The organism is Sedimentitalea sp. XS_ASV28 (assembly GCF_041224545.1).
GTDB lineage: Bacteria > Pseudomonadota > Alphaproteobacteria > Rhodobacterales > Rhodobacteraceae > Sedimentitalea.
In genome coordinates, this window is the sequence record NZ_JBGFGP010000032.1 from 1 (window position 1) to 21,613 (window position 21,613).

A 21,613-nucleotide genomic window follows, 5' to 3' on the forward strand; every position below is an offset into this window, starting at 1 on the left:
TTTTCCAGATCGGACTTCCTTAGTTTGAAAGACAGGCGTTCTCTACGACAGTCTTATGCAGCCTGAAAACGCAAGAAACCCGAGCAAATAGGCAATCGCCAGCAGAAACGCGGCATAATCAGAACATCGGCATTATGGCAAACCTCGTGGCCCAGTGTTGAATAGTACGCCTCAGGGGATTCAAAAGTCTCGAAGGGCGGCATCTGAACGTAGTCGGGATCAACCGCATAGAAGGCTTGATTGCCTCCATGGCGAATATCGGCCTCGGTCGCAGCGAAGAACGCTTCTGCTGTGGCATCGCGCTCGGCGGTCTCGGGCGTCGGCTCAGCCTCCTCGTAGTAGGTCACGGGCAGCCCCTCGATCTGATCGACGTTGAAAACCGTGTAGCCCTTCATGAAGGGGATCTCGACCTCGCGGTCTTGACCCGCATCATCGGTCTCGGTCTTGCGGAGCTTTTCGGCGTAAATAACGAGTTGACCCTTGGATCCTTTGCGGACCTGCCCGCCGAGCTCGAGTGCCTGACGGTAAGTCATCCAGGTGGGTGCGGCGTAGCCATGGGCGACGGACGCGGCCCAGAGCAAGATGATGTTGAGTCCGCGGTAGGCGATGCCGTTGTGGCGCAGGGGCCGGGTGATACGACCGGCGAGATGATCGGCACTCCAGGGTTTGTGCCAGGGTCGGGTGCTGGCTTCGAGATCGGCAATGATCTTCTCGGTGATGCGGGTGTAGATATCGGGCTTTGCCATGTGATACTCCATTGTCTCGTCCCCGTGCGGGACGCGGGAGGAAATGGCGGACGCAATAAGCCGCCCGGGCATGGTCAACACGGGAGCGTCAGCGAATGGAGCGGGCAGACCATTGCGCGGGCGGTGGCGTCCGCCACACCCGCGATCCCCTTGCTCGCACGGGGATGAGACAGAGGAGTTCAGAGCGGTAAGCCCCCTACCCCACCGGATCAGGATCAGATGAATGGCGCGATGGCATCCTGAACAACGACGCTCAAGTCACGTTGCCGCAAGATCCGATTGTCGGGAATCCAGTCCTCTGCGCCCTCAAATCGCGCTGCGGCGACAGGACCATCCTTCTGATAGCCCTCGAAACCGTCGCCATCGCAGAAGCGCCGGGCGAGGATGGCTATCGCCACCGTGACGGTTTCGGCATGCTTGCCAGCCAGTGCGGCTTCGAATGCAGAATGCAGGGCCTCCGTTCCACCCTTGTAGTGCTCGAGGCAATAGCAGAGGTCATGCGCATCTTTGGGTTCGGCCCTGTGATCGAAAGCAAACGCCTTGAGGCAGGTGAAGCTGACAATATCGGCATGCCGGATGGTCTCGGTCGTGACGCCACCGTCGTCCAGCAGTTCGGCTGTGATATCCACGGTCTCATGATGATCCAGCACCATCGCCGAATGCGGAATGTGGATTGCCGAAACCGCACCCTCCGAGGGCAATTCCTGTAGTGCCCCACCCCTCTCATCGCCTGCATCAGCCAGGAACTCCAAAATCAGAACCGTGCCGTCGACCAACTCCTGCTGCCAGCGCCATGAGAGCTTTTTACCCTGATCGTTTTCTGACCGCTTGAACCCGATGGCCCTGATATTGTCCTCGAGCGTCCGGTAGGCTTCGGTATCAGCGAGCAGCTTCATGTCTACGACGACATCAACGTCACCGGTTCCCGCGTGCGCAGGTACCGCCGGTGGTCGTTCCTTGATGAGGTAGCGTGGCGTCAGACCACCCACGAGAAAGATGGAGTCGCGCCACGGTCCCAAATGGCGGATCAGCGTGACCAGAACGCGCTCACAGGCCTCGGTGACTGTTTGGTTGTAGCCCTGAATGGCCGTCGGTTTCTTCATTGCCACACCAGTTTCTGAGACCGCAGATGCTCTGCCATTTCCTTTGAACGGCCATGATCTTCCATCAGGTCGAGATAGACTTGCAGGGGTGAGGCCAACAAGCGTCTTCGCTCGTCAAACATCCTGTGACGCTGTTTCATGGTTTTTGCGTCAATCACGACAAGGTTTGCACCTTCTGAAACCTCTCGGGCGCCCAAAGTGGAGATGAGCCTATCGTGTGACCGCTTCCCAAAGACCCGCACCGTCAGGTCAGAAACATCTGAAAGAAACGGCGCATATGCCTGGGCGGCAAACTGTCCGGTGAACTCCAGATCGAAATCGTCGTAGTAATTTTCACCCTCGATCGCGCGGGCCATGTCCTCGGGTTTCATCCGCGGAACGTAATACCGGCTCCGCTTCGATGCTCGGCTCGCCAGAATGCTGTCACGCCAGGCATCCAGGAGGACATCCGGCCGGATCAGTCTGCGCCGTTTTGCAGGTCCCTCCCCTCTCACATCTAGCCAATCGCGGCGCTCAAGATCCATGAAGGTCTCGGAAACAGTTGCGGCAGACACACCGGCATATTCGGCAATCTCCGAGCCGGTCACCCATTCGCCTGGACGATCGAACAAGGCGTGCAAGACCTGTGCACGGGTTCCTTTGAATACATTCATGGCGCGACGCTTGGCGCGCTTGGGTTTCGGTCTCTCGATCAGCACAAACGTCTCATCCACGCTGACAAAGAGCGATCCGCTCAAGTCGTGATAGGCGACCTGCTCTTCTTGAAGAAATTCCCGGGCCCCTTCCGAAACCGAACGTGCGAGGATCATCGGAACATAGCACCGGTTGGAACTATCCAACTCCCGCAGGTATCGTTTGAGCTGCCAGACAATTTCTCGTGCGTCTCGCGGAAACACATCGCCTCGGGTTTCCACCACGAAGGCGATTTCTCGACCTGCCACGACCGCGTCAAGAATTACATCCGGGCGCAAACGGCTGCCAATTCCCGCTTCCCAGGAGATTTCGCCCAAATGAACGTTAGGAAGCGCCTCAAAGCTTTCGCTCAGGCTTTCCATAAGTTCCGGCTCTATGTTCGCGATTTCTTCCATATTCACTGTTCAGCAGATTTAGCCGTTTCTCTCCTATATTCGCTCGAATGTCAATATTCACTGTTCAGCAAACTTATACGTATCAACCTCCCGACCGTCAGAGCCCATCTTCAGCAAGCTAGGTGACGCCCCAGTCATGCAGCTTGCCCACTGAGCCTGCCATAGAAGCTGCGCTCGAGATGCAACTCCCCTGCCCCGGCTTTCTGGACGATGCCCCGCAGATAGCCACCCGGAGACGCCACTTCGCCGGCGCAATGCTTGTCGAAGGTCAGAACCAGCGCTGCCGTGGCAATTTGAGGCCCAAGTCGGTCCTGCGCGAGGTTCCAGGCATGTTCCGAGACGCCGATCATCGGCCTCAGCTGTCCGGCAACCCGGTGCAGATCGCCCCAATCCTTCAGATACCCACCCATATTGCGCGCCCAGGACGCGAATTCGGGGCAAGCCTGCATCACCGTTGGCAAATCAAGCGCTACACCGCGTTTTTTCCGCGTCTCTGCAACCCAGTCTTCCAACTCCCTATCCACCTGCTCTTCGGGTGGGGCATTGGGCACCACGCCCGCCGCTTGCTCAGTTTCTGAGCGATTACAGATTACAGGATTAAGTTGAGTTGTAATTAGTATATGAGGTTCAGTACCGACCTCCCTGGGGTTCATTTCTTGAGTCTTTTCACTGGCTTGTTCGATGATTTTGGCGGTTTTTTCCACAGCCTCAATCGCGCGAACTGCCTTGAGATAGGTGACCTCCACCCGCTCCTGAAGTTCCTTGAACCAAGCCAAGAGCCGCTCAAGCGTCTCTGAACCCGTGTTCCGACGCGGTAGACGGTCCAGGAGATCCTCGAACAGCCCCGAAAGATGCTCCCAGGGCCCTATCAGCGTGCCGTTGAAGGCCGCTTCAATCCTGGCGCGGATCATCCGGCGCGCAACTGTGATCTGGCGCTTCAGGCGCTGGCAGAGCTCGCGCTCGACCTGCAATTCGGCATGGAGCTGTTCGAATTCCTCAACACGGGCTGACAGCGGCGACAGGTCGAAGCCATAAGCCTCGATGATGCGCCCGTCAGCGTCTCTGTGGCCCCACCGTTTGCCGTTTGGGCTGTCCTTGAAGGAAATCACCCCGATCTCTGCCAGGCGCCGTGCATGGCGCTTGAGCGCGGACAGCGAGAAGCCCGTTTGCTCCATCAGGTAGGCATTGGACGCCCAGACGATCGGACGTTGCCCCTCCTCCCAGTCCTGGGCCTGTGTGAAGGCGCCAAGGGTATCGAGAAGCAGCATGTCACCGGCCTTGAGGCCGATATGAGCGCCAACGCGTTTCACAGCTACAAAGGCCTGTGCCTTGGGAACGGCTGCTCTCTCACCCGCCTGTGCGTGCTGTTCAGCGACAGCGAGTCCAACCGTTGCCTTACGCCAGCCCGAGGGTTGGTTGATATTGGACATACCCCCACCGTTCTGAGGCATGACTGTCCCAGTCGCTCCATGCGGAGCATCATTGAATTTCTTCATTTTACTATGCAGGCACAGAAAACCTGTTCGCCCGAAGACGTTTTTCGTTGTTTAGCGATTCGCGGGCTGCTAGGATTGTAGTGTCAAAACAAATCGCGCCTTGTGCGCAGCAGCCCTCGGGACTTCGGTTTCGAGGGTTTTCTTTTTGGTGCCGTTCTCCTTTCTGCTCGTTGCCTCCGTTTTGGCGGTTAACAACTGTTAAACGCCCTATCCTTCGTGGTTTTCTGATTGAAACCGCTCGAAGGAATCCTGAATTAGCTGGTCCAGATTTTGGTCCAGCCAATTTGCAAATTGCGTGTTGTCCCCTGCCCTCTTGACGGATAGCGAGAGGCCGGACTTTCCACTCTTGATCTGAACACCAGGAAGTGGCGAGCGTTCCTCAATAGACCGTTCTTGCTTTCCGCGCTTGCCGATCTCCTTGAGCACGAGTTCCAAACGACCGTCGGATTCCAGCTCACTGGATCGACCAAGAATTCCCAGGGCTGCTTTCTCGGTCAGCTGCTCCTTCTCAAACGCCGTCGCGAGGCTTGTCCACTTCGGGCGCCCTGCCCCCGGAGCCGCGCCGATTGCTTCACCGACGGCGCAGGGAACCAGGCGATTGATACGTTCAAGCTGGGACAGCGTGTTTTTGCTGATTGCCAAGGCCTGGCAAACTTCTGCCCGGGAGTATCCCTGCTCCAGGATCGCTTGCGCAAAACGAACACGTTCATAGTAGCTCAGTTCCGCGCGGCCGGCATTCTCAAGCCCCTTTGCCATCAAAGCGTCTGTATCGTCGAGCGTTCGGATTAATGCCCGCACTGGAATACCAAGCTGCCGACAGGCGAGTATCCTTCGTTGACCGTAGATCACCTCGAAATGCCCATCGCGCTCCTTGGACGGGCGAAGAAGAACGGGCACCTGCTGTCCCGCTTCAGCAATACTGGATGCCAGGTCCTGGATCGATTCATTCGGCTCAGTGTTGTTAACAGCTGTTAACTCGATATCGAGCCGGTCCTTGGGACCCCAAGCCAAGATGAGGTTTGTATCGATATCCTGAATACCGCCGAGGCCTGCGCGAACAGACCCAATGGTCCCTTTGGGCAATGTCCGATGCGCCCGTTCTGAACCACTGTCTTTTGCGGCTTCAGTCGCCGCAGTAATCGCGGCCATGATGCCGGTTTTGTTTTTCCCCATTGCCATGATTACCGCCCCCATGCCTGTTGAAGCATTCCCGCGATCTCAGCACCAACCGCATCCATGCTGTTTTTAGCGCGATCGTAGGTCGACCGTGTCATCTCGGAACGCGCTACCTCGTAGATCGACATCTTGAGCATCGATGCGTCGCCAATAGCCGTACTACGAAGGCCCGTCGCACTAACCACGCGGTCCTGGAACAATGCACGCATCAGACTCACGATCTGCTGACTTGGAATATCGCTCGGGTCATCGCGCGTTATGAGGAACGAAAAGAAATCATGATCCAGTTTGACGCCTGTGTCTTCGATCACGCCCAAATAGGCGGAGGTCATCTCGACAAATTGCTGTGTGGAAGCCAGGTCGAGCATGCTCGGTGTCATCGGCACGATGACCGAGGTGGCCGCATATAGGCCCGTCAAGGTTAGAAACCCAAGTGCTGGTGGGCTGTCAATGACCACCACATCGTAGTTGCTCTCCACGGACTTGATCGCAATGCTGAGCTTCTCAAAGAAGGCCACACCGCGGCCGGCATTGACTGCAGTCTCGGTTTCGAATTCGCTCAGCACAAGACGAGCTGGCGCGAGATGGAGACCCGGGAAGTAAGTTTCCACAATGGCCTCCGACATGGGCACCGGATCCTCGTAGCGGAGCGCGTCATAAATTGACGCGCCTTCAAACTCCAGTTCCGTTTGAATCCCGCAAAAACCCGTGAGGCTTCCTTGCGGGTCTAGGTCAATCGCCAGGACCCTATAGCCGCTCAAAGCAAGGTAATGGCAAAGGTGGATGGCGGAGGTGGATTTGGCAGAACCACCTTTGAAGTTCATCAGCTGAAGGACCTGGAGCTTGTCGCCCTCGCGACGCCCGGGAAGGTACTTTCCGGGAGTACGCGAGCTTGCCTCAAACAGGTGACGTGCCTGCAGGACCTCTTCACCGGAGTAAAACCGGCGCCCATTCTTGATGACTTCAGGCTCAGGAAGGGACCCTTCACTGTGGCACTTGCGTAGGAACTGCCCCGTCACGCCGAGCAGCTCAGCAGTCTCTGTTGCGCTGAATAGTCTCAAATTCTTACGCTGATCAGGCGCATAAGCCTGCTGAAGATGCGTGGTGAGCGCCGTGTGTAGACGCGCCGCCATCTGGCTTGTAAGTTCGGATTGAGAGGCCGCTTCGATGGGTGCCGTCTGAAACATAGTTGCAATTTCTCTGCTCGAACGCGCTTATTTGCGCAACTTGACTCTAATGGCAGTGATTCACCCTGCTAAGTCAAGGATTTTTCCACAATTTGTGCTGCCGAACCAACGGGCTACTAGGGAAGCGATACTACCCCAACGAGTTAACAGCTGTTAACAGCGCCGGAGAAATGGGTGCGCCGGGCCAGGACACGGCCCGGTGCAGATCTTATTGGGCTTCCTTAGGACCCCAAGGAATGACAGCCTGAAGCGTGTCATCATCCTGACTCGCTGCCTTGCCGAGATTGGCATTGAAGCCAAAGTCGCGGATCGACAGCGTAAAGTAGTCGGCACCGGTATCACGGTTTTGCTTCTTCCAGATGCCACCGCATTCGACCAAGCGGCCACGAGGGGAACGGCCAAGGACGCGGTGCGTAGGGGCCAAGGGATTGTCGCTTGTGACCGGTTCGACGATGATGTCGATGTCGAAGGTCAGAGTGGAGATTGAACCGACACCTTTGGCGTCCTCAATGTTTGCGCTTTCGAATTTGATGCAGTTGGTGGTCATTGCTGTGCTCCTTCATTTGGTGTTGCAATGATGGTCAGAGGGCAGGGGCTCATGACACGAACACACCGCAGGCGTAGCGGAGCGAGGAAGGGCAGGGGGACAGAATTTTGCCGCGCGAGGAATGCCCGACAGGGCAGGGGACAATTCTGGCACCCGCCCTTTGTGTTCGGGGCAGACCCTGCAACCAGCATGTCATGCAACACCGCATGAAGGGGCACTTAGACCACACTGTATGAACTGAAATCGCCAAGCAAAGGAGATATCGCTCGGTTATGCAGTTCCAGACTGACCACTTCTTCAGCCAGAAAGCTGGATTTGCCACGCACCGGAGGGACCTTTGGCAACACCGAACCCGCCTACTTTTCGGAAGCCGATATCGACTGCGAGTTCACTTCCGGAAGCATAGGCCTTTGCCTCGCCCAATGGGCTTTAACTCTGATATGGTGCACCACCTTCGACCACCGTCACATGTTCCTGCGCGATCGAAGTCAAAGGATTACGGAAGTAGTGCTCTCGCAGCATCTCCCTTAGTGAGACATTGGAGGCCTGATCGGCATAGGTTTTGAGCGCGGCCCCGTCTTTCCAATCAACCGTATACCCATCACATTCTTTGGCCTGTCGTTCGAGCCACTCCAAAGCAGATGCTGCGAAGATTCCATTCGTCCAAATTTCAAAGTGAAAGGGCCGCTCAACTTCCTTGAACCCAGTGTTTAGGATGCGGTGGATCAGAGGAACACGGTTGTCATACCACCTCTTGACCTCCTTCTCGCTGACACGACCGCCGGGGTTCTTTGCTTTGCATTCCACGATCAAAAAGCCTGCATGATTGTCCTTGTCCAATTGGACGTCAATTTCGGCCTTTTCCCCGGTGCCAGAGTTCGTGACCTTGAAACCTGTCTTGAGAGAGCCTCCCTCAACATCTTTGACCAGGCTGCCGACCACCAATTCGAAAAGTGCGCCCCGAATATTGGCTGATGCCCCTTCTATTCGTGTGAGCGACTTAAGCACTTTGGAAAGGTGATCGGGGTTCACGGCTGCGGTCGCGCCGGTGTCGGTAAGCAGACGAACAAGATCTCGAAGCGCCTTGGCGAGTTCGGACCCAAAGAGCGTTTCGGGCGTTACCGCCAGAATTCCCTTACTCTTAGCTAACTCGAAGCCTTTCTGAGAGAAGGCTTCGGCTACGAACACGGGCATAATCCGCCCTACTTTGGCTGAAAATGCAGCTCCATCGCATTTTCGGACGAAGGCTTCGACTGCGGCTTCGTCCGTCACACCATACAAGTTAATGTCGCAAACGAAAAATCCCGGCTTTGGCTTCCCATCGACGACCTGCAGGAGGGGCCGAAAATAGGCGGGCGCCGTTATGTCGAAAGTGAAACCCGAGACAATGGCCGGGTCATCCTCATCGCGCATGTTGAATTTATTGTAGCTTCCCAGACCGAGGCGGCGCGCCCATTCCTTGATGCCGTGAAGCGCCACAAATTCTGCGAGCTCGTTCGCGCGTATCAACTCGATTGGAGCGGACCTCAGATAGGCGGGTTGAAAGAGAATATATGCTTGGTCGTTGAACGTTTGCTCTTCCAGCATTTTGATCGCGATTAGTCGCTCGAGGATAATATCCGGAGGAAGTTGTCCTTTGCGAGATATGGGTGCTCCGCTGACCTGCGTAAAGCGCTCGCGCCGACACATGCCACCCCGCGCGCGAAGGTTTGTGATCGCCGCCCAATAGCTCTTCCCGTGCGTATAGAACGCGCTTTCGAGATTTCGCCAGAACCTGACAGTGCCATAGTCCTCCGGCCGATAAATAAACCTGGTATTCTTCTCGAAACGAATACCCGCAAGCTTTGTGTAACCCTCAGTCGCCCGTTGGACCCTTTTTCGCGCCGCGGCATCGCTCACACCCTGTTCCCGAAGCCGCGCGATATAGGTTGTTGTGAGTGCAGGCCCGGTGCTCAGAATGAGTGCATTCGTATCGTCCATTGTCATCATCAAACCGGTAAACTGAAGTCATGTCACACTGCTCTATTTATAACATGTTCTCTATTCGTGGGTGGATAAAGTTGATCTCAAACCCGGCCGGATTATTATTGTTCAATATCAATATGTTGCGAAACCCCTCGTTTTCCTCTTTTTGGAACTTTGTCCAACCAGCGCCAAGGGATCACATCAAATTCTGTCCCATCTATCTCTCGAACGCCAGATTTTTCATACACAAGCCCAAGTAGACCGCACTCCTAGCAAATGAGGACCGGGGCCACAGAATGACCTGGCACCGCCCCAGCGGTGCTCCCGCGCGGACAGCGCCGGTCCGGCGGCAGGGCAGGGGACTCGGCCTTCTGTCCCGCCGCCGGACAATTTTCCAGGCCTTGCATCTTGACGCTAACTCAAACAAAAGAAGCCCCGCCGAAGCGGGGCCAGTTGGGTCTCCCCACGAAGGAGCCGTCAGGTGCAGTCGGGCACCCATTTATCTAGCTTGGCCTTCTGTTCCGGTGTCAGCCCCATCAGCTTCTGAGTCGTGGGATCACTCACGAGCTTTTCCATCTTCTCAGCCTTTTCCGCCTTCTTGAGCTTGGCGAAAGCGGCGACACGCTCGTCGCGGGCATCGCAGTCAAGGAACTCGCAGAGCAGATCGACCAGATGGCCTGCTGAGACCCGCGAGAAGAAATTCTCTGCCGTGGGCGTCCAGTGCTTGCGGATATCGGCTCCGGCCTCGTCGGCGATCAAACCAAAGAACTCTACGCCACCGGCCCGGTAGCGCAGGGTGCGGGCGATCGCCTCGGTGATCTGGGCGTTGCGGGCTTTCTTGCCGGTCTTGCGGAAGGTAGAGAAAGCCTCGGGCAGGTCTTCAACACGAGTGCCCTTCTGCCAGTATTCACTGGAATCGATCCCGTGATCGAGACGCGGCTCTTGGGTGAAACCCTCCTCAACGCTTGGCGCATTGGTCGGACGATCCAACCGAAGGCCGAACACGCTCTCAAAACTGCCCGAGGCTTCTGAGAGACCAAAACCCAGCAGGTCCAGAACAAGTTCCGGCTTGGCCAGAAGCGCGGCTTGCACGGAGGCCAGCCGGATCGCCTGCATATCCGCCACCAGTTTTTGCGAGTAGGGCGATTTCGAGGTGTCGGATTTGGTGGTTTGTGCGGCCTGTAGGACACCGGCCTCGATGGCGGCTTTCTTGTCCTCGGGACGGACCAGACCAGCGGTGATCTCGATCTTGCCAGACCCATTCACAAGGATGATACAGCCCGCATGGGCTTTCTGGTCCTCGGTATAGTCACCGTCAAGAACGGCCTGCAACTCGGCAAGACGCGCTTCACCGTCCTCGTCCAGAACCCCGCCATTGGCGAGATCTGCCAACTCGTCGTATTCTTGCGTCTCTTCCTCTGTCAGATCACCTTCGACGGGATAGAGACGGGCCAGCTTCATCTGATCCAGCTCATAGTAGTTGAGCCAGGCCTCTGGTCGGGCCTCGGCCCATGCCCAGCCTTGGGTCTCGACCAGATCGGCCCGGGATTCGTCCAGCTTCTCGGTGAAGAGCCGCTCCAGAAGGGCAGGGGAGGCGATGAAGACCTCGTCGGAGAAGAGATCGCGGGCGACCGTGCCGCCCTCGGCCTCGTAGGCCTCAACCCCAACAAACTTGGCGCGGCGGTCAGTTGCCTTGATGGCGTCGGGATGCAGCGCGTTCTTGATCGCAGACTCGGAGACGGCTTGCCCCTTCACTTGATCCAAAAGGCTCAGGGTGAGCGCTTCATCATCGGAAAGCGTGAAGACCTTGGCGGTGCCGAGGCTGATCTCACCAGAAGCAAGCGCGTCCAGAACTGGCTCGGGCAGGCCTGCCAGTGCCAAACGCTGATAGACACGGGCCTCGGTGACGGCGAAGGCGAGGGCGATTTCCGGCACACTGGCCCCGCGTGATTTCATGCGGCCAAAGGCGCGGATTTCGTCTGCTGGGGTCATGTCCTCGCGCGCGGCGTTCTCGGCGCTGGCCCAATCCTCGGCCTCAGCGGCGTCGGCGGCCAGCTTGACCGGCACTGTGGAGAAGGGATGGGTCTTGGTGCGCTCCACGATCATCTGGACCGCGCGAAGGCGGCACCCGCCCGCGACGATCCCAACCTTGCCGTCGTCGTCCATGAGGCCCGCGAGATTGTGGATGAGGCCAAAGCGCTCGATGCTGTCGGCCAAGCTTTCGATGTGGGCGTCAGAGACCGCTTTGCGCGGGTTCAGATCAGAGATGTAGAGCATCTCCAAGGGGATTTGCAGGATCACGGCACTGGTGGTGTCTGCTTGGATGGGTTGTTGCTTGGTCATTGGTTTGTCCTTTCGGATGGATGTCAGGCCCGCCCAGAGCGCGGCACAAGCGCTCGGCGGCTGGTTTTGTTGATGGGGTAGGGGAGGGGGGGGCGGAACGCGTGAGGCTCCGGCCCCATGGTGTCACCACCAGCAGGAATAGATCACGGTCGATCCCTGCTCGATCTCGGCCCGCGCCCATGCGCAGAACTCAAGATCGTAGTCGCGGGACTCAGCCGCCACCTCGTCCTGAAACTGATGCCCATAGAAGAAACCGCCCTCGCAGCGGGGCAGGGCACTTCCCTTCACGGCTTGTTCCAGCGTGTCGATATCGGTGGTTTCCAGTTTCAACTCGCCACAGTTCAGATCGGAGGCGGAAAGCCCGGTCCGCTCGGTGTAGAGCGCCTCCATGAAGGTCTGCAGCTTGGAATGCTTGCGCCAGACGAATTTCGGGCTTTCGCCTTCTTCTCCGCTCTCGGGGGTTTTGACATATGCGTATTGATCGAGGCCCATGGCCATCTCCTTTCGTGGTCAGAGCGGCGCGGTATCTTGTTCACGTGACCTCTCGGCCTTGTCCGCTTCCGCCAGTGGCGGAGGCTTCGACTGATCTCACAGCCCGAAAAGCCCCCGTGCTTTTCGGCTGGGCAGAGCAGGGGAGGGCGATAGCCCGTCCTGCGGCCGGACGGCGACCCGACACAGGGGGCCGGAGCGGTGAAATCGGGAGGGACCCGCGCATCCGCGTGGGAGGAACCGGATTTCTCCGCGGAGGCTGGCGCGGTACGCGACACTTGAGCCCCTGTTCGGGTCGTCGGCCGGATGGCAGGCGGAATTCAACAAAGAAAAACTGCCAGCTGGGTCAGAGCGGAGCGGGGACCCGGCTGACCGCTGGTTCAAGCGATCGCGGTTTCGCCCGCGATCTCACCTGAGATATGCACGAAGGATCGCTACCGAATGGTGGAGACGCGGGTCACGCGGCTCCGGGCGTAGCCAAGAGCCTGGACAGCGCTTCGGCGCGGACGTGCCAACCAGTTCATTTGGCAAGTTCCATGAATCCTCAAAGATGCCCACGGACTTCAAAGAAGACTCCACCGACAAAGCCGGTGGAGCCAAGTGGCGCTCAATCACTCGTGATCATCATTGTTGCGAACAATGACCCCATGTTCTTCGTATGCCTCCAGAAGAAGCCCGAGATACTCGCTTGTGCTGGCAGTAACATGTCCCAAACTTGGCCAAGTGAACGGAAACGTCATACAGGTCATCGCTAGCTCGAGCTCGATGCCAAGTTTGTCGGCAACTGCTATGGCCGCATCCGGGTCTTTGTCTTCGGGCCAAAGGTCTTCGTCGAAGGTGATCCAAGCATCGTTCTCATCATCGACAGTGATCTCAGCCAGCAAAGCACCGATCCGCTCTCCCGGGTTGGTGGCATCTTCGAGCAGCGCGACCCGCAGAAGCAAGGAAATACTCTCCTCATCCAGTCTCAGAGTTGGCCTGGAATCCACCACGTCGACCTTGGGCTCTGGCCGTGTCCGATCATTGGCACATTCAACAGCTTTTGGCTCCTCATCGTCGCCTTCCAACCACCAGGGCGATGTGAAGATATTCAGAGGCGACGCACCGCAACCAGGGCAGTGCCAAAGATTGTCAGCGACTTGAGCGCTCGTAATTTTGCCATCGCAATGAAGGCAAAACCATTCCGTAGCCCTGTCACCGTGTAGCGGGTGAACGACTTCACCTTTGGCGTTTGGCCTGGTCGAACGTCGAGGCCAACCAGACGCTATGGCTGCACGAGTTTTCACAGCCTGGGCTTCCGCAATCGCAAGCGCCTTCTCAACGAAGCCACTATCATTTGCTGGGCTGGATTCTTGGTGAGTGGTTTCGATCTCGACGACAGGCTGCGAGAAATCAGCCTCGCCTATGAGAATGCGCCAGCCCTCTCCTTCCATGCGAATATCACCGGAGAACTCGAAGAGCTGGTAGGCATGCCCATCAATCTCGCCGACTTTGATCGGCTCGCTGACTGGCCGCGACATGCTTTGCTCAATGAATTGCGGCCGGCCTCCGAGTGAGGGAAAGAATTCACGAACAAAGGTATCGGCCTTGGCAAGCTCTTCCTCGCTCGGCATCCAGCCTTGTTTGGCCTTGACCGTGAGCGCCTTCCAATGTGGAAAGCCCAGCTCAGAGGCAATCGCATCAAGCGCCTCACGGTGGTTTGAGCGCCTGGCATGCGCATAGCGTTTTGCCAGGAGTTTCAGTTTATCGATTTTAGTTTTGGTTGTCATTGTTCAGTTCCCAAAATAGGGATCCGACTAGGTGCCCGCTACTAACCAGATCCCGAAATTGGTCTGGGTTGTTCATTTAACAATGAAGTGCTGCGTAGCTTTGCGTGGCGGGCACACCGGCATGCACTAGAGGCCAAGTGCAACGTGCCGGATATCCTCAATACCGTCAAGGCACCTATCCAATTGTCCCAGACAATTTTTCAGACCGATGGATCAGCTATTGATTTCAGCCTCGAAACCTTCAATCCCACCGAGAATATCATCGAAGTCCGGCGCATCGCCGATGATCATCTCCCGCATACCAGAATAATCCCGACGCAGGGCGGCAGTCAGGCTCTCATTCGGCATCAATCTTAGGGAACCTGGTTTGGCATCTTCGTAGTTGGCCCAAGCAGCTTTGAAGAAAACCGACTTGTGATGCGCGACTTGTTCCAGCAGGTCGAGGCTGCCGACAGCACGCTCCTTGGCCTCGTGGCCGATGAGCAGGGCCATGTCGTAGTAGTGGCGTGACATCCGATCCGCGAGGGGTTTGGTGGGATCCTGATGGAAGAGCATGTGCAGGATCGTAGCCTTTTCCCAGAAGGTCCGCTCAACACCCAGCACTTTAACATCTACCCCGCCAGATCCCAGCAAATCAGGAAAAGCCTGATGAACATATGGCGATATCTCGCGAACCTCGGCTGGCAGGTGGACGCCCCGCGCCCCAAACTCAAAGCGCACAATGGGTTTGACGTAACCGCCGGCACCGTCCGACAAGGATGGATAGGCGAAGAGCAGGGTTTGTGCGTCACCTGGGTCAACTGTCAGGGAGAAGCCCTGATCCAGACTGGCATCGAAGGCGGCCTGAATCTCAGCCAAGAGCGGACCGGAGACTTCCTCCTCGGCAGCGTCCTGCAACTCTTGCAATAATTGCTTTTGCTTCTTTCCGGACAAATCAGGGTTTTCAGGATCGCGGTCGCCTTCGAAACCAAGCTGTGCCCGATCTAGGGAAAGATCCACATCTTCCGAGAAGCGATGGATCACATCATAGGCCTTGGAAAGAGACGTCCCTCCTTTGAAGATCATGTGATCGCCAAAGGAGGGCAGGGCGAAAAGCTGCTTCAGGGACCAGCAGACCCAGAAGTCTTTCTCAATGATGGCCTGGGACATCCCGAGCTGCGCTGCTGCCTCCTGGAAGGCCTCGTCTCGTTGTTCAGGGGTGTCGTTGGCAAACTGATCCATGCTCAGGCGTGCGCAACGATCTGCTGTACGACAGGATGCATCCAGGCCGGCACATGCTTGCTTTGCTTGGAAAGCAAAGTTCTATCCTTGTCATCCAGAGAACGCGCCAACTTGCCGATCACCTGATCATCAACCCGGTCCTTGCCGACATAACGCAGCGCCTGAAAGACAGTACCGGTCTTCTGGCCCGCGCCAACAAGCGTCTTGGAGGAGGCATTGCGAAACTGGATCACCTGCCGACCGATTGTCTTGGTCCGTGTTGGCCCATCGGTCATGTAGGTCGGTTTGGACGGGACCTGAGTTGAAAGCCCCAACTGGTTGGCGGCCATGGCAGGGGAGGGCTGCAGGACCTGGTTGTCCTTGCGAGCCACAGCCTGCGCGACATCGTCCGCGGACGGCGACAGATAGCCAAAGCGCAGGCTTTTCTTGGGATAGTCGTATAGCCCACGTGTCAGGCGCCGGATCACACCCTGATCTGCCAGACGCGACAACGCCTGGTCCACGCTGGCGCGGGATCCGATGTCCAGAAAATCCGGTGGCGCAAAGATCGCTCCGCGGCCTTTTCCGATGATGCGTTGTTTGATCTTCGATGTGATCATGATCCATCTCCTTGTCAGAAAATAAGGTATGTTTTTCTGAAAGTCAATGTTAGAGGATGCGTATCCGTGGCCATCTGGAACGGCGGGTAGTGGTCTGTGATGCAGACATTCGATTGAGGAGACACCGGAAACAAAGAAAAGAAAGAACTCTCAAATGTTGAGCCGAAGCTCATTAACAGAGCAAACTTACAAACGCGGGTTTCTAGGGGAGTAGGTCAATATTCTAGAAGACACACGGCCTTTTCAGTGCGCAGAGAAAAGATCTGGCGTGTTCTCATCGCGTCGGCCGCTCAAGCCGTCGCCAAGATGCAGACATGGGTGTTTGATCCGTGTCAGGCCTTTACGTCCCTCGAAGTGGACCCACCCACCTCTGGGCATGCCAACACTTAGAATCGGTGCCCCGCATATTGGACAAGTCCGTTTGAATGACGCGCCCTTCCTGCTTCCTTGACTACTCTGCAGCACCCAACCGCCACGGACAGAGATTGTCCGCCCCGTCACCAGTCGGCGGTTGTGGGCCTTTCGGTAATACCACCGTTCCGTCATCCTAGCCCCCTTCTTTCCTCAACTCTACTGCCGCTCGGTGTCGAACGTACGTAGAAGCCTTGTGGTATGGCCTCCTGCACCAGCCCGACATGCGAGATCAGACCCACAGCCCGACTGCCCTCTGTCAACGCAGCAAGAACCTGGATCACTTGGTCCAGCGTGCCCGCCCCATTCTCGGTGTCGAGGCTACCGAAGCCTTCGTCGATGAAGATCGTATCCATCCGGATTTTGCCAGACAGGCTCTCGACCACATCAGCGAGCCCAAGCGCCAAGGTTAGTGCCGCGATGAATGTCTCGCCACCGGACAGAGTAGCCGTTGGACGCGCTTTGCCAGTGTTAATGTCGAAGACCTCGATTTCGAGTCCGCGTTTGCCGCGCCCACCCGATGCCTCGAGCCCGCGCGCAAGCCGATAGCGCCCGCGCGTCATAGGGTCGAGCCTCATGTTCGCCGCCTCGAGCACCTGGTCGAACATGGCGCCAATCGCGAAGGTCTCGAGCGTCATCTTGAAATCGTTCTTGCCATTGGCCAGATCGGCCAGCCCCCGAAGCGGACCGGTTTCGGATTCAAGCCGCTCGGTTTCGGCCAAGGCTTCGGCCAGCGACTTCTTGAAATTGGTCAGGGACGATACATCTGTTCTGGACGAGGAGAGCCCATCGTTGGCGGCATTCAATTCCTGGGTAGCATTATTGAGTGCCAGCTGAAGCGGGGCGAGGTCCGGGCGCTCGTGATCCGCACAAGCGGCCGTAGCGTTCTGCCATGTCGTGCGCGCCGCGATCAGGCCTTCGCGATGATCGGAAACCGTTTTACGGTCGGTATCGAGGGTCGGAAAATGCGCTTTGCAAGCCTCGTATCCTGCTTTGTCCAGCCCGACCTCAGCCAGCCGAGCGCCAAAATCACCTTGCGCCTTTTCCACGCGCTGCGCCTGCGCGTTGCTCGCCCGTTTCGCTGCTTCAAGCTGCTCCTGCGCACGGGTGAGCGCTTCGCTGGCCGCTCGGTCCTTTTGCGTTGCCACTTCCAGCGCCTCGGAGAGTTGCCTTTGCTCGCGTTGAAGAGCCTCCCGCCGTGCGACAACTGCCTCGGGCGTGCGCAGACCATCCGGTAGGGCCTCGACCACTGCATCACGCTTGGCGCGCGCCCCGGCGAAAGCGATCTCGGCCTGCCCTGAAGCAGTGCGCGCCGTAGCCTCGGCAGCTTCAGCCTCGGTCACTTTCCGTTTGAGATCGGCCAAATGCTCCGACATCGCGTAAAGATCGACGGCTTCTCCAAGCGTGGCGATGGCACCTTCCAGCCGAGTGATTTCAGCTTCGAGTTCCGCCATCGTACGCTCGGGCCATTCCTGTTCGTCCAGCGCCCGCTTCTTTTCATCCAGCCACGTTCGGCAATTGCCGAGTTCGGTTTCCGCCCGAACCCGGGCCTCGGCTGCAGTTCTCGCCTCAGCCTGCGCGTTGCGAAACGCTTCGGTCAAACCAGATTGCTCGGGCGCGCCATGGGCTGGCGCAGGATGATCGTGGGAACCACAGACAGGGCAGGGCGCTCCTTCAGTCAACTTTTCGGCCAGAATGATCGCCTGCGTTCGCGAAAGCCGTACCTCGGCATCAGTCAGGTTCGCCGCGGCGGCCTGTTCCGCATCGGTTTTAGTCACCAGCTCGCTCGATGCCGCTTCGACCTTTCGTTCGGCGTCCGCGACAGCTCCCTGCGCCTTTGCATGCGCCGCTGCCTTGACCCGTTCCCGGTTGACCTCTGCCAACTCATCAGACAGCTTGCCTCGCACCGCTTCGGTTTTTCGCGCCTGTTCAAGCGCCAGATCGGTCGCATCACGCTGAGACTGGAGCCTTTCGCGGGCCTCTACGGCCTCGGTCAGCGTTTTCTTCGCTGAGGCTTCGTCCGTCGCAGCCTCATCAAACGCATTCTGTAGCACCGCTGCCTGCCCGGCCTGGCTCTCGATCGCCTCCAACTTTGTCAGGTCGGCCTGAACCTGCTTCCGTCGCTCCTCGTCAGACCGCACCTCGACCAGTTTTTGCGCCGCTTCCTTCTTCGCCCCATTAGCGGTATTGAGCTCTGCTTCCGCGTTGGAAACGGCATCCACCGCAAGTCGTCCGTCGTGCTTCGCATTGTGCCAAGCCGTCTCAAGATCACGGGCTTGCAAGGCATTGCTGACTGCCTCGACCCGCCTGGCCAGAGCATCGACCTCACCCGTCTTCGCCTCGAGGTCATCAAGCGCCTGCCGCGCCGTGTCGACGGCAGAAAAAGCCTTTTCGATCTGTTCGCCTTCAGTCAGAGCCTTGCGCGCGGCTTCGTTCGCTGCCTCTGCGATCTGCTGAATTCCCTGCTTCTCCTCGACCTTGGCTTCCGCCGCGAAAATTCCTAGCTCCAGTGCCTCGGCGCTCTCGAATCCGCGTTCCTCAAGCCGGGCCACATAGAGTGCACGCTGGTCGCGCAACGCTCGTTCTGCCTCTGAGGCTTCTTCCTTTAGCCGGGCGGCGAGATCGCGATAGATCTTCACGTCGAAGAGATCTCGCAATATCTCGACCCGTGCATCAGTTTTTGCGGCAAGAAACGTCTCGAACTTGCCTTGCGGCAAGAGCACGATCTGGCGAAACTGATCTGCCCCGTAACCCAGCAGCGCCTCGACCTGTTGACCCACGACCGTGACCTTCTTTTCAACAATGGCACGGCCAGACTGACTTGAGTCAAGTGTATCCACCGGGATTCCGGTGACGTCAAAAAGCGAAGCCTCCGCCGCGTCTTCTGTCATCCCTTCGCCTCGCGCCTTCGGGCGCTCTTGCGCCGGACGACGACGGATCAGGTAGGTTTTGGCACCCAATTCAAAAACAAATTCGACTTCAGTGGGTAGATCGGGCGCAGAGTGATCCGAACGCAGCGAACGTGGCTCCTGATCGGTCTTGGTTGGTGCCCCGAATAGCGCGAAAGACATCGCCGAAAACAACGTCGACTTCCCAGCCCCTGTCTGGCCGTAGATTCCGAACAGCCCTGTCTCCAGCGCGGAGCGGAAATCCACCACCTCGGTTGTCGCGAACGGCCCGAAGGCCTGAAGCGATAGGCGAATAGGTCTCATGCCTGTTCCTCCCCGGAGGTTGCTGCGTGCAGTTTTTCCGCGACGATCGTTACTTCGGCGGCATTTGGCTCCCGGCCGCGCACAACCTTCATGAAGTCGCCGACCATATCTATCGGCGTGACCGCTGCTCGCCCGCCGTTATGCATTTTGGTCTCTGGGGCGCGACCTTGCCGGTCGTAGGCCAGATGGCAGGCATTGGGGTAGGTCGCGCGCAACCGCTTCATAGGATCGATCAGAGGGTTCTCGTCTGTAAGAATCGCCTGGATAAAGTCTTCAGACGGCGTTCCTGCCAGAAGATCCGAGAATGCCCCGGTCAGCGAGCGCACTTGCCGGATCGGACAGAAAGCTACGGTGCGGATCTCGACTCCTTCAGCTTTGAGATCGACGACAGTCATGGATTTTTCACCTCCCGCCTCGTCGAAACCGAAGGCGAGCGGTGCACCGGAATACCGAATATGGTTCGCGCCTACTTCCTGCGGCTTGTGCAAATGGCCCAGTGCCACATAATCCGCCCCGTCGAAGACATCAGAGGGCACAGTTTCGATCCCGCCGACCCGTGTCAGGGCGCGTTCGGTCTCACCGACCGCACCGCCTGCAACGAAGGCATGAGCCACTACGACCCAACGCGCTCCTTCAGGCACCTGAGCCCTCGCTGCGGAGATTTGGGCTGCTATGACATCTGCTGGCGTGCTGATACCCTCATCCCCGAACACTTCCCGCGCGGCATATTCATAGGAAAAGGGCAGCGCGGAAAAGGCGATCTCGCCATGCTCGTCACTCAGCACAAGCGGAGTCTCGACCGCGTCGGCGATTCCGCGCACCAGCACCCTCGACGCGGTGGAGAAGACAGACATTGCCTCGATCCGGTCACCGGAATCGTGGTTTCCCGAGATCATCACCACCGCGGCTTCGGTCTCTTCTGCCACACGCTTAAGAAAGCGATTGAACTGCCGGATGGACGAGTTGGGCGGTGAGGCGCGATCAAAAACGTCCCCAGCGATCACAAGAACATCGACGCGTTCGACCAAGAGCGTCTCGAGAATCTGGCCTAGGACGACTTCATGATCCTCCTCAAGGCTCAACCCCATGAACTGACGCCCTAGGTGCAGATCTGCAGTATGAAGTATTCTCATGTCGCACCGTCAATTATTACACATGTAAAAACTATATGGACAATGACGGGGAGTCAAGGTATCCTTCCCCCATGCCCTTCGAAGACCTCAAACATGCCCAGCGTGCGCGCCTGGAATACCTCGACAGACTGTTTTTCTGGGACGGGGCAGCGACTCGTGCCTCCTTGATCAAGCGATTTGGTATTTCGAATGCGCAGGCCGCTCTCGATTTTCGGACTTACCTCGCCGAAGCGCCAAAAGACGCACTGCACTATGATGCGTCGTCGCGCCAATACCTTGCCCATGACAGCTTTGAACGGCTCAGTGGCAAGGCGTCCTCGATGGAATTGGAGCAACTCTTGGTCGGCGCACCATCCCCCGCATTCGATAGATTGCCAGATTTGCAACGCACTCAGGACCTGCGTGTCTTACGGCCGCTCTACCGTGCCTTCAGGGCGAAAGAGGCAACGAGGATCGTTTATCAATCGATGCGAGATCCTCAACCGATGACACGCTGGATTGCACCTGTTCGGTTCGCTTCTGATGGCGTTAGGCTTCACGTACGAGCCTGGTGTCTTGAACGTGAGGGCTTCCGTGACTTCCATCCTGCTCGCATAGACCCTGATCAGTCTTTCGCAAAAACCAAGCCAGCCGATGCGGTACCCCGAGATGACGATTGGTTCACCTGGGCCATCCTGAAACTCAAACCGCATTCAAGATTGACTGAGGCGCAGCAACGCGTGGTCCGCATTGAATTCGGGTTCACCTCAGATGTGCTTGTGGCCAGAACCCGGAAAGCACTTGAGTTCTACACGGAACGCCGATGGGGTCTTGAGCAGAAAGAACCTCGTCTTGAACGGGTCTCTGTCGACTATATTCCGATGAGCGAGGAGGAGATCGATGCAAATTGATATGCGCCGCATAGATCCCTCAATCAACATGAACCGGTTCTATTCCGTGGAGCTGACTAAAGACTTGTTTGGTCAACACGGCATCCACCGACAATGGGGCATTGACCTGCCCCCCTTCGGTCCCTCGTTCATAACGAGAGTCTGCGGGTTTGATCTTGATAATCATGGGTTTCGGTTTGGGCAAGCGCGCCGGGCGCGGAGCCCTCAAATTGCTCAAGCGCTCGGCGCGCTTGCAGTG

16 protein-coding genes are annotated in these 21,613 nt (G+C 57.5%); 1 reads left to right on the plus strand and 15 read right to left on the minus strand.

The features are described from left to right. Window positions 1–53: 53 nt before the first annotated feature. From AB9K34_RS00390 to AB9K34_RS00460, 15 genes are all read right to left on the minus strand, one after another. Window positions 54–746 (minus strand): ArdC family protein, encoded by a 693-nt coding sequence (locus AB9K34_RS00390; protein ID WP_369952511.1) that lies wholly within the window; start codon window positions 744–746, stop codon window positions 54–56. Between the two features lie 215 nt (window positions 747–961). Then, the gene (locus AB9K34_RS00395; protein WP_369952512.1) at window positions 962–1,849 is read right to left on the minus strand and encodes an antitoxin; all 888 of its coding nucleotides are present in this window, start codon (window positions 1,847–1,849) and stop codon (window positions 962–964) included. Then, the gene (locus AB9K34_RS00400) at window positions 1,846–2,937 is read right to left on the minus strand and encodes a MarR family transcriptional regulator (protein WP_369952513.1); all 1,092 of its coding nucleotides are present in this window, start codon (window positions 2,935–2,937) and stop codon (window positions 1,846–1,848) included. The genes AB9K34_RS00395 and AB9K34_RS00400 overlap by 4 nt, the downstream gene beginning before the upstream one ends. Window positions 2,938–3,071: 134 nt before the next feature. Beyond that, a complete protein-coding gene (repC, locus tag AB9K34_RS00405) occupies window positions 3,072–4,367 on the minus strand; it encodes a plasmid replication protein RepC (protein WP_369952514.1) in 1,296 nt (431 codons plus the stop codon). Window positions 4,368–4,640: 273 nt separating this feature from the next. Further along, window positions 4,641–5,612: a plasmid partitioning protein RepB gene (gene repB, locus AB9K34_RS00410; RefSeq protein ID WP_369952515.1), complete on the minus strand. Its 972-nt coding sequence runs from the start codon at window positions 5,610–5,612 to the stop codon at window positions 4,641–4,643. A 2-nt stretch (window positions 5,613–5,614) separates the two neighbouring features. Then, on the minus strand, window positions 5,615–6,796 hold the full coding sequence (gene repA / locus AB9K34_RS00415) for a plasmid partitioning protein RepA (RefSeq protein WP_369952516.1): 1,182 nt from the start codon (window positions 6,794–6,796) through the stop codon (window positions 5,615–5,617). 208 nt (window positions 6,797–7,004) lie between these two features. Continuing rightward, a complete protein-coding gene (locus AB9K34_RS00420; RefSeq protein ID WP_369952517.1) occupies window positions 7,005–7,343 on the minus strand; it encodes a DUF736 family protein in 339 nt (112 codons plus the stop codon). Window positions 7,344–7,772: 429 nt separating this feature from the next. Beyond that, window positions 7,773–9,323 (minus strand): hypothetical protein, encoded by a 1,551-nt coding sequence (locus AB9K34_RS00425; RefSeq protein WP_369952518.1) that lies wholly within the window; start codon window positions 9,321–9,323, stop codon window positions 7,773–7,775. Between the two features lie 462 nt (window positions 9,324–9,785). Next, complete coding sequence (locus AB9K34_RS00430) at window positions 9,786–11,651, minus strand: ParB/RepB/Spo0J family partition protein (protein ID WP_369952519.1); 1,866 nt, start codon at window positions 11,649–11,651, stop codon at window positions 9,786–9,788. Window positions 11,652–11,774: 123 nt separating this feature from the next. Then, window positions 11,775–12,143 carry a hypothetical protein gene (locus AB9K34_RS00435; RefSeq protein ID WP_369952520.1) on the minus strand — a complete coding sequence of 123 codons (369 nt, stop codon included), beginning with the start codon at window positions 12,141–12,143 and terminating at the stop codon, window positions 11,775–11,777. Window positions 12,144–12,751: 608 nt separating this feature from the next. Beyond that, on the minus strand, window positions 12,752–13,909 hold the full coding sequence (locus tag AB9K34_RS00440) for a hypothetical protein (protein WP_369952521.1): 1,158 nt from the start codon (window positions 13,907–13,909) through the stop codon (window positions 12,752–12,754). A gap of 213 nt (window positions 13,910–14,122) precedes the next feature. Beyond that, entirely contained in the window at window positions 14,123–15,130 is a 1,008-nt protein-coding gene (locus AB9K34_RS00445) for a nucleotidyl transferase AbiEii/AbiGii toxin family protein (RefSeq protein ID WP_369952522.1), read from the minus strand. 2 nt (window positions 15,131–15,132) lie between these two features. Next, window positions 15,133–15,729, minus strand: a complete 597-nt coding sequence (locus tag AB9K34_RS00450) for a DUF6088 family protein (RefSeq protein ID WP_369952523.1) — start codon at window positions 15,727–15,729, stop codon at window positions 15,133–15,135. Window positions 15,730–16,271: 542 nt separating this feature from the next. Beyond that, window positions 16,272–19,352 (minus strand): AAA family ATPase, encoded by a 3,081-nt coding sequence (locus AB9K34_RS00455; protein ID WP_369952524.1) that lies wholly within the window; start codon window positions 19,350–19,352, stop codon window positions 16,272–16,274. Further along, entirely contained in the window at window positions 19,349–20,485 is a 1,137-nt protein-coding gene (locus tag AB9K34_RS00460) for an exonuclease SbcCD subunit D (RefSeq protein ID WP_369952525.1), read from the minus strand. The genes AB9K34_RS00455 and AB9K34_RS00460 overlap by 4 nt, the downstream gene beginning before the upstream one ends. A 71-nt stretch (window positions 20,486–20,556) precedes the next feature. On the opposite strand from AB9K34_RS00460, the gene AB9K34_RS00465 reads away from it, so the two are divergent. After that, on the plus strand, window positions 20,557–21,375 hold the full coding sequence (locus AB9K34_RS00465; protein ID WP_369952526.1) for a WYL domain-containing protein: 819 nt from the start codon (window positions 20,557–20,559) through the stop codon (window positions 21,373–21,375). The last annotated feature ends 238 nt before the right edge of the window (window positions 21,376–21,613 follow it).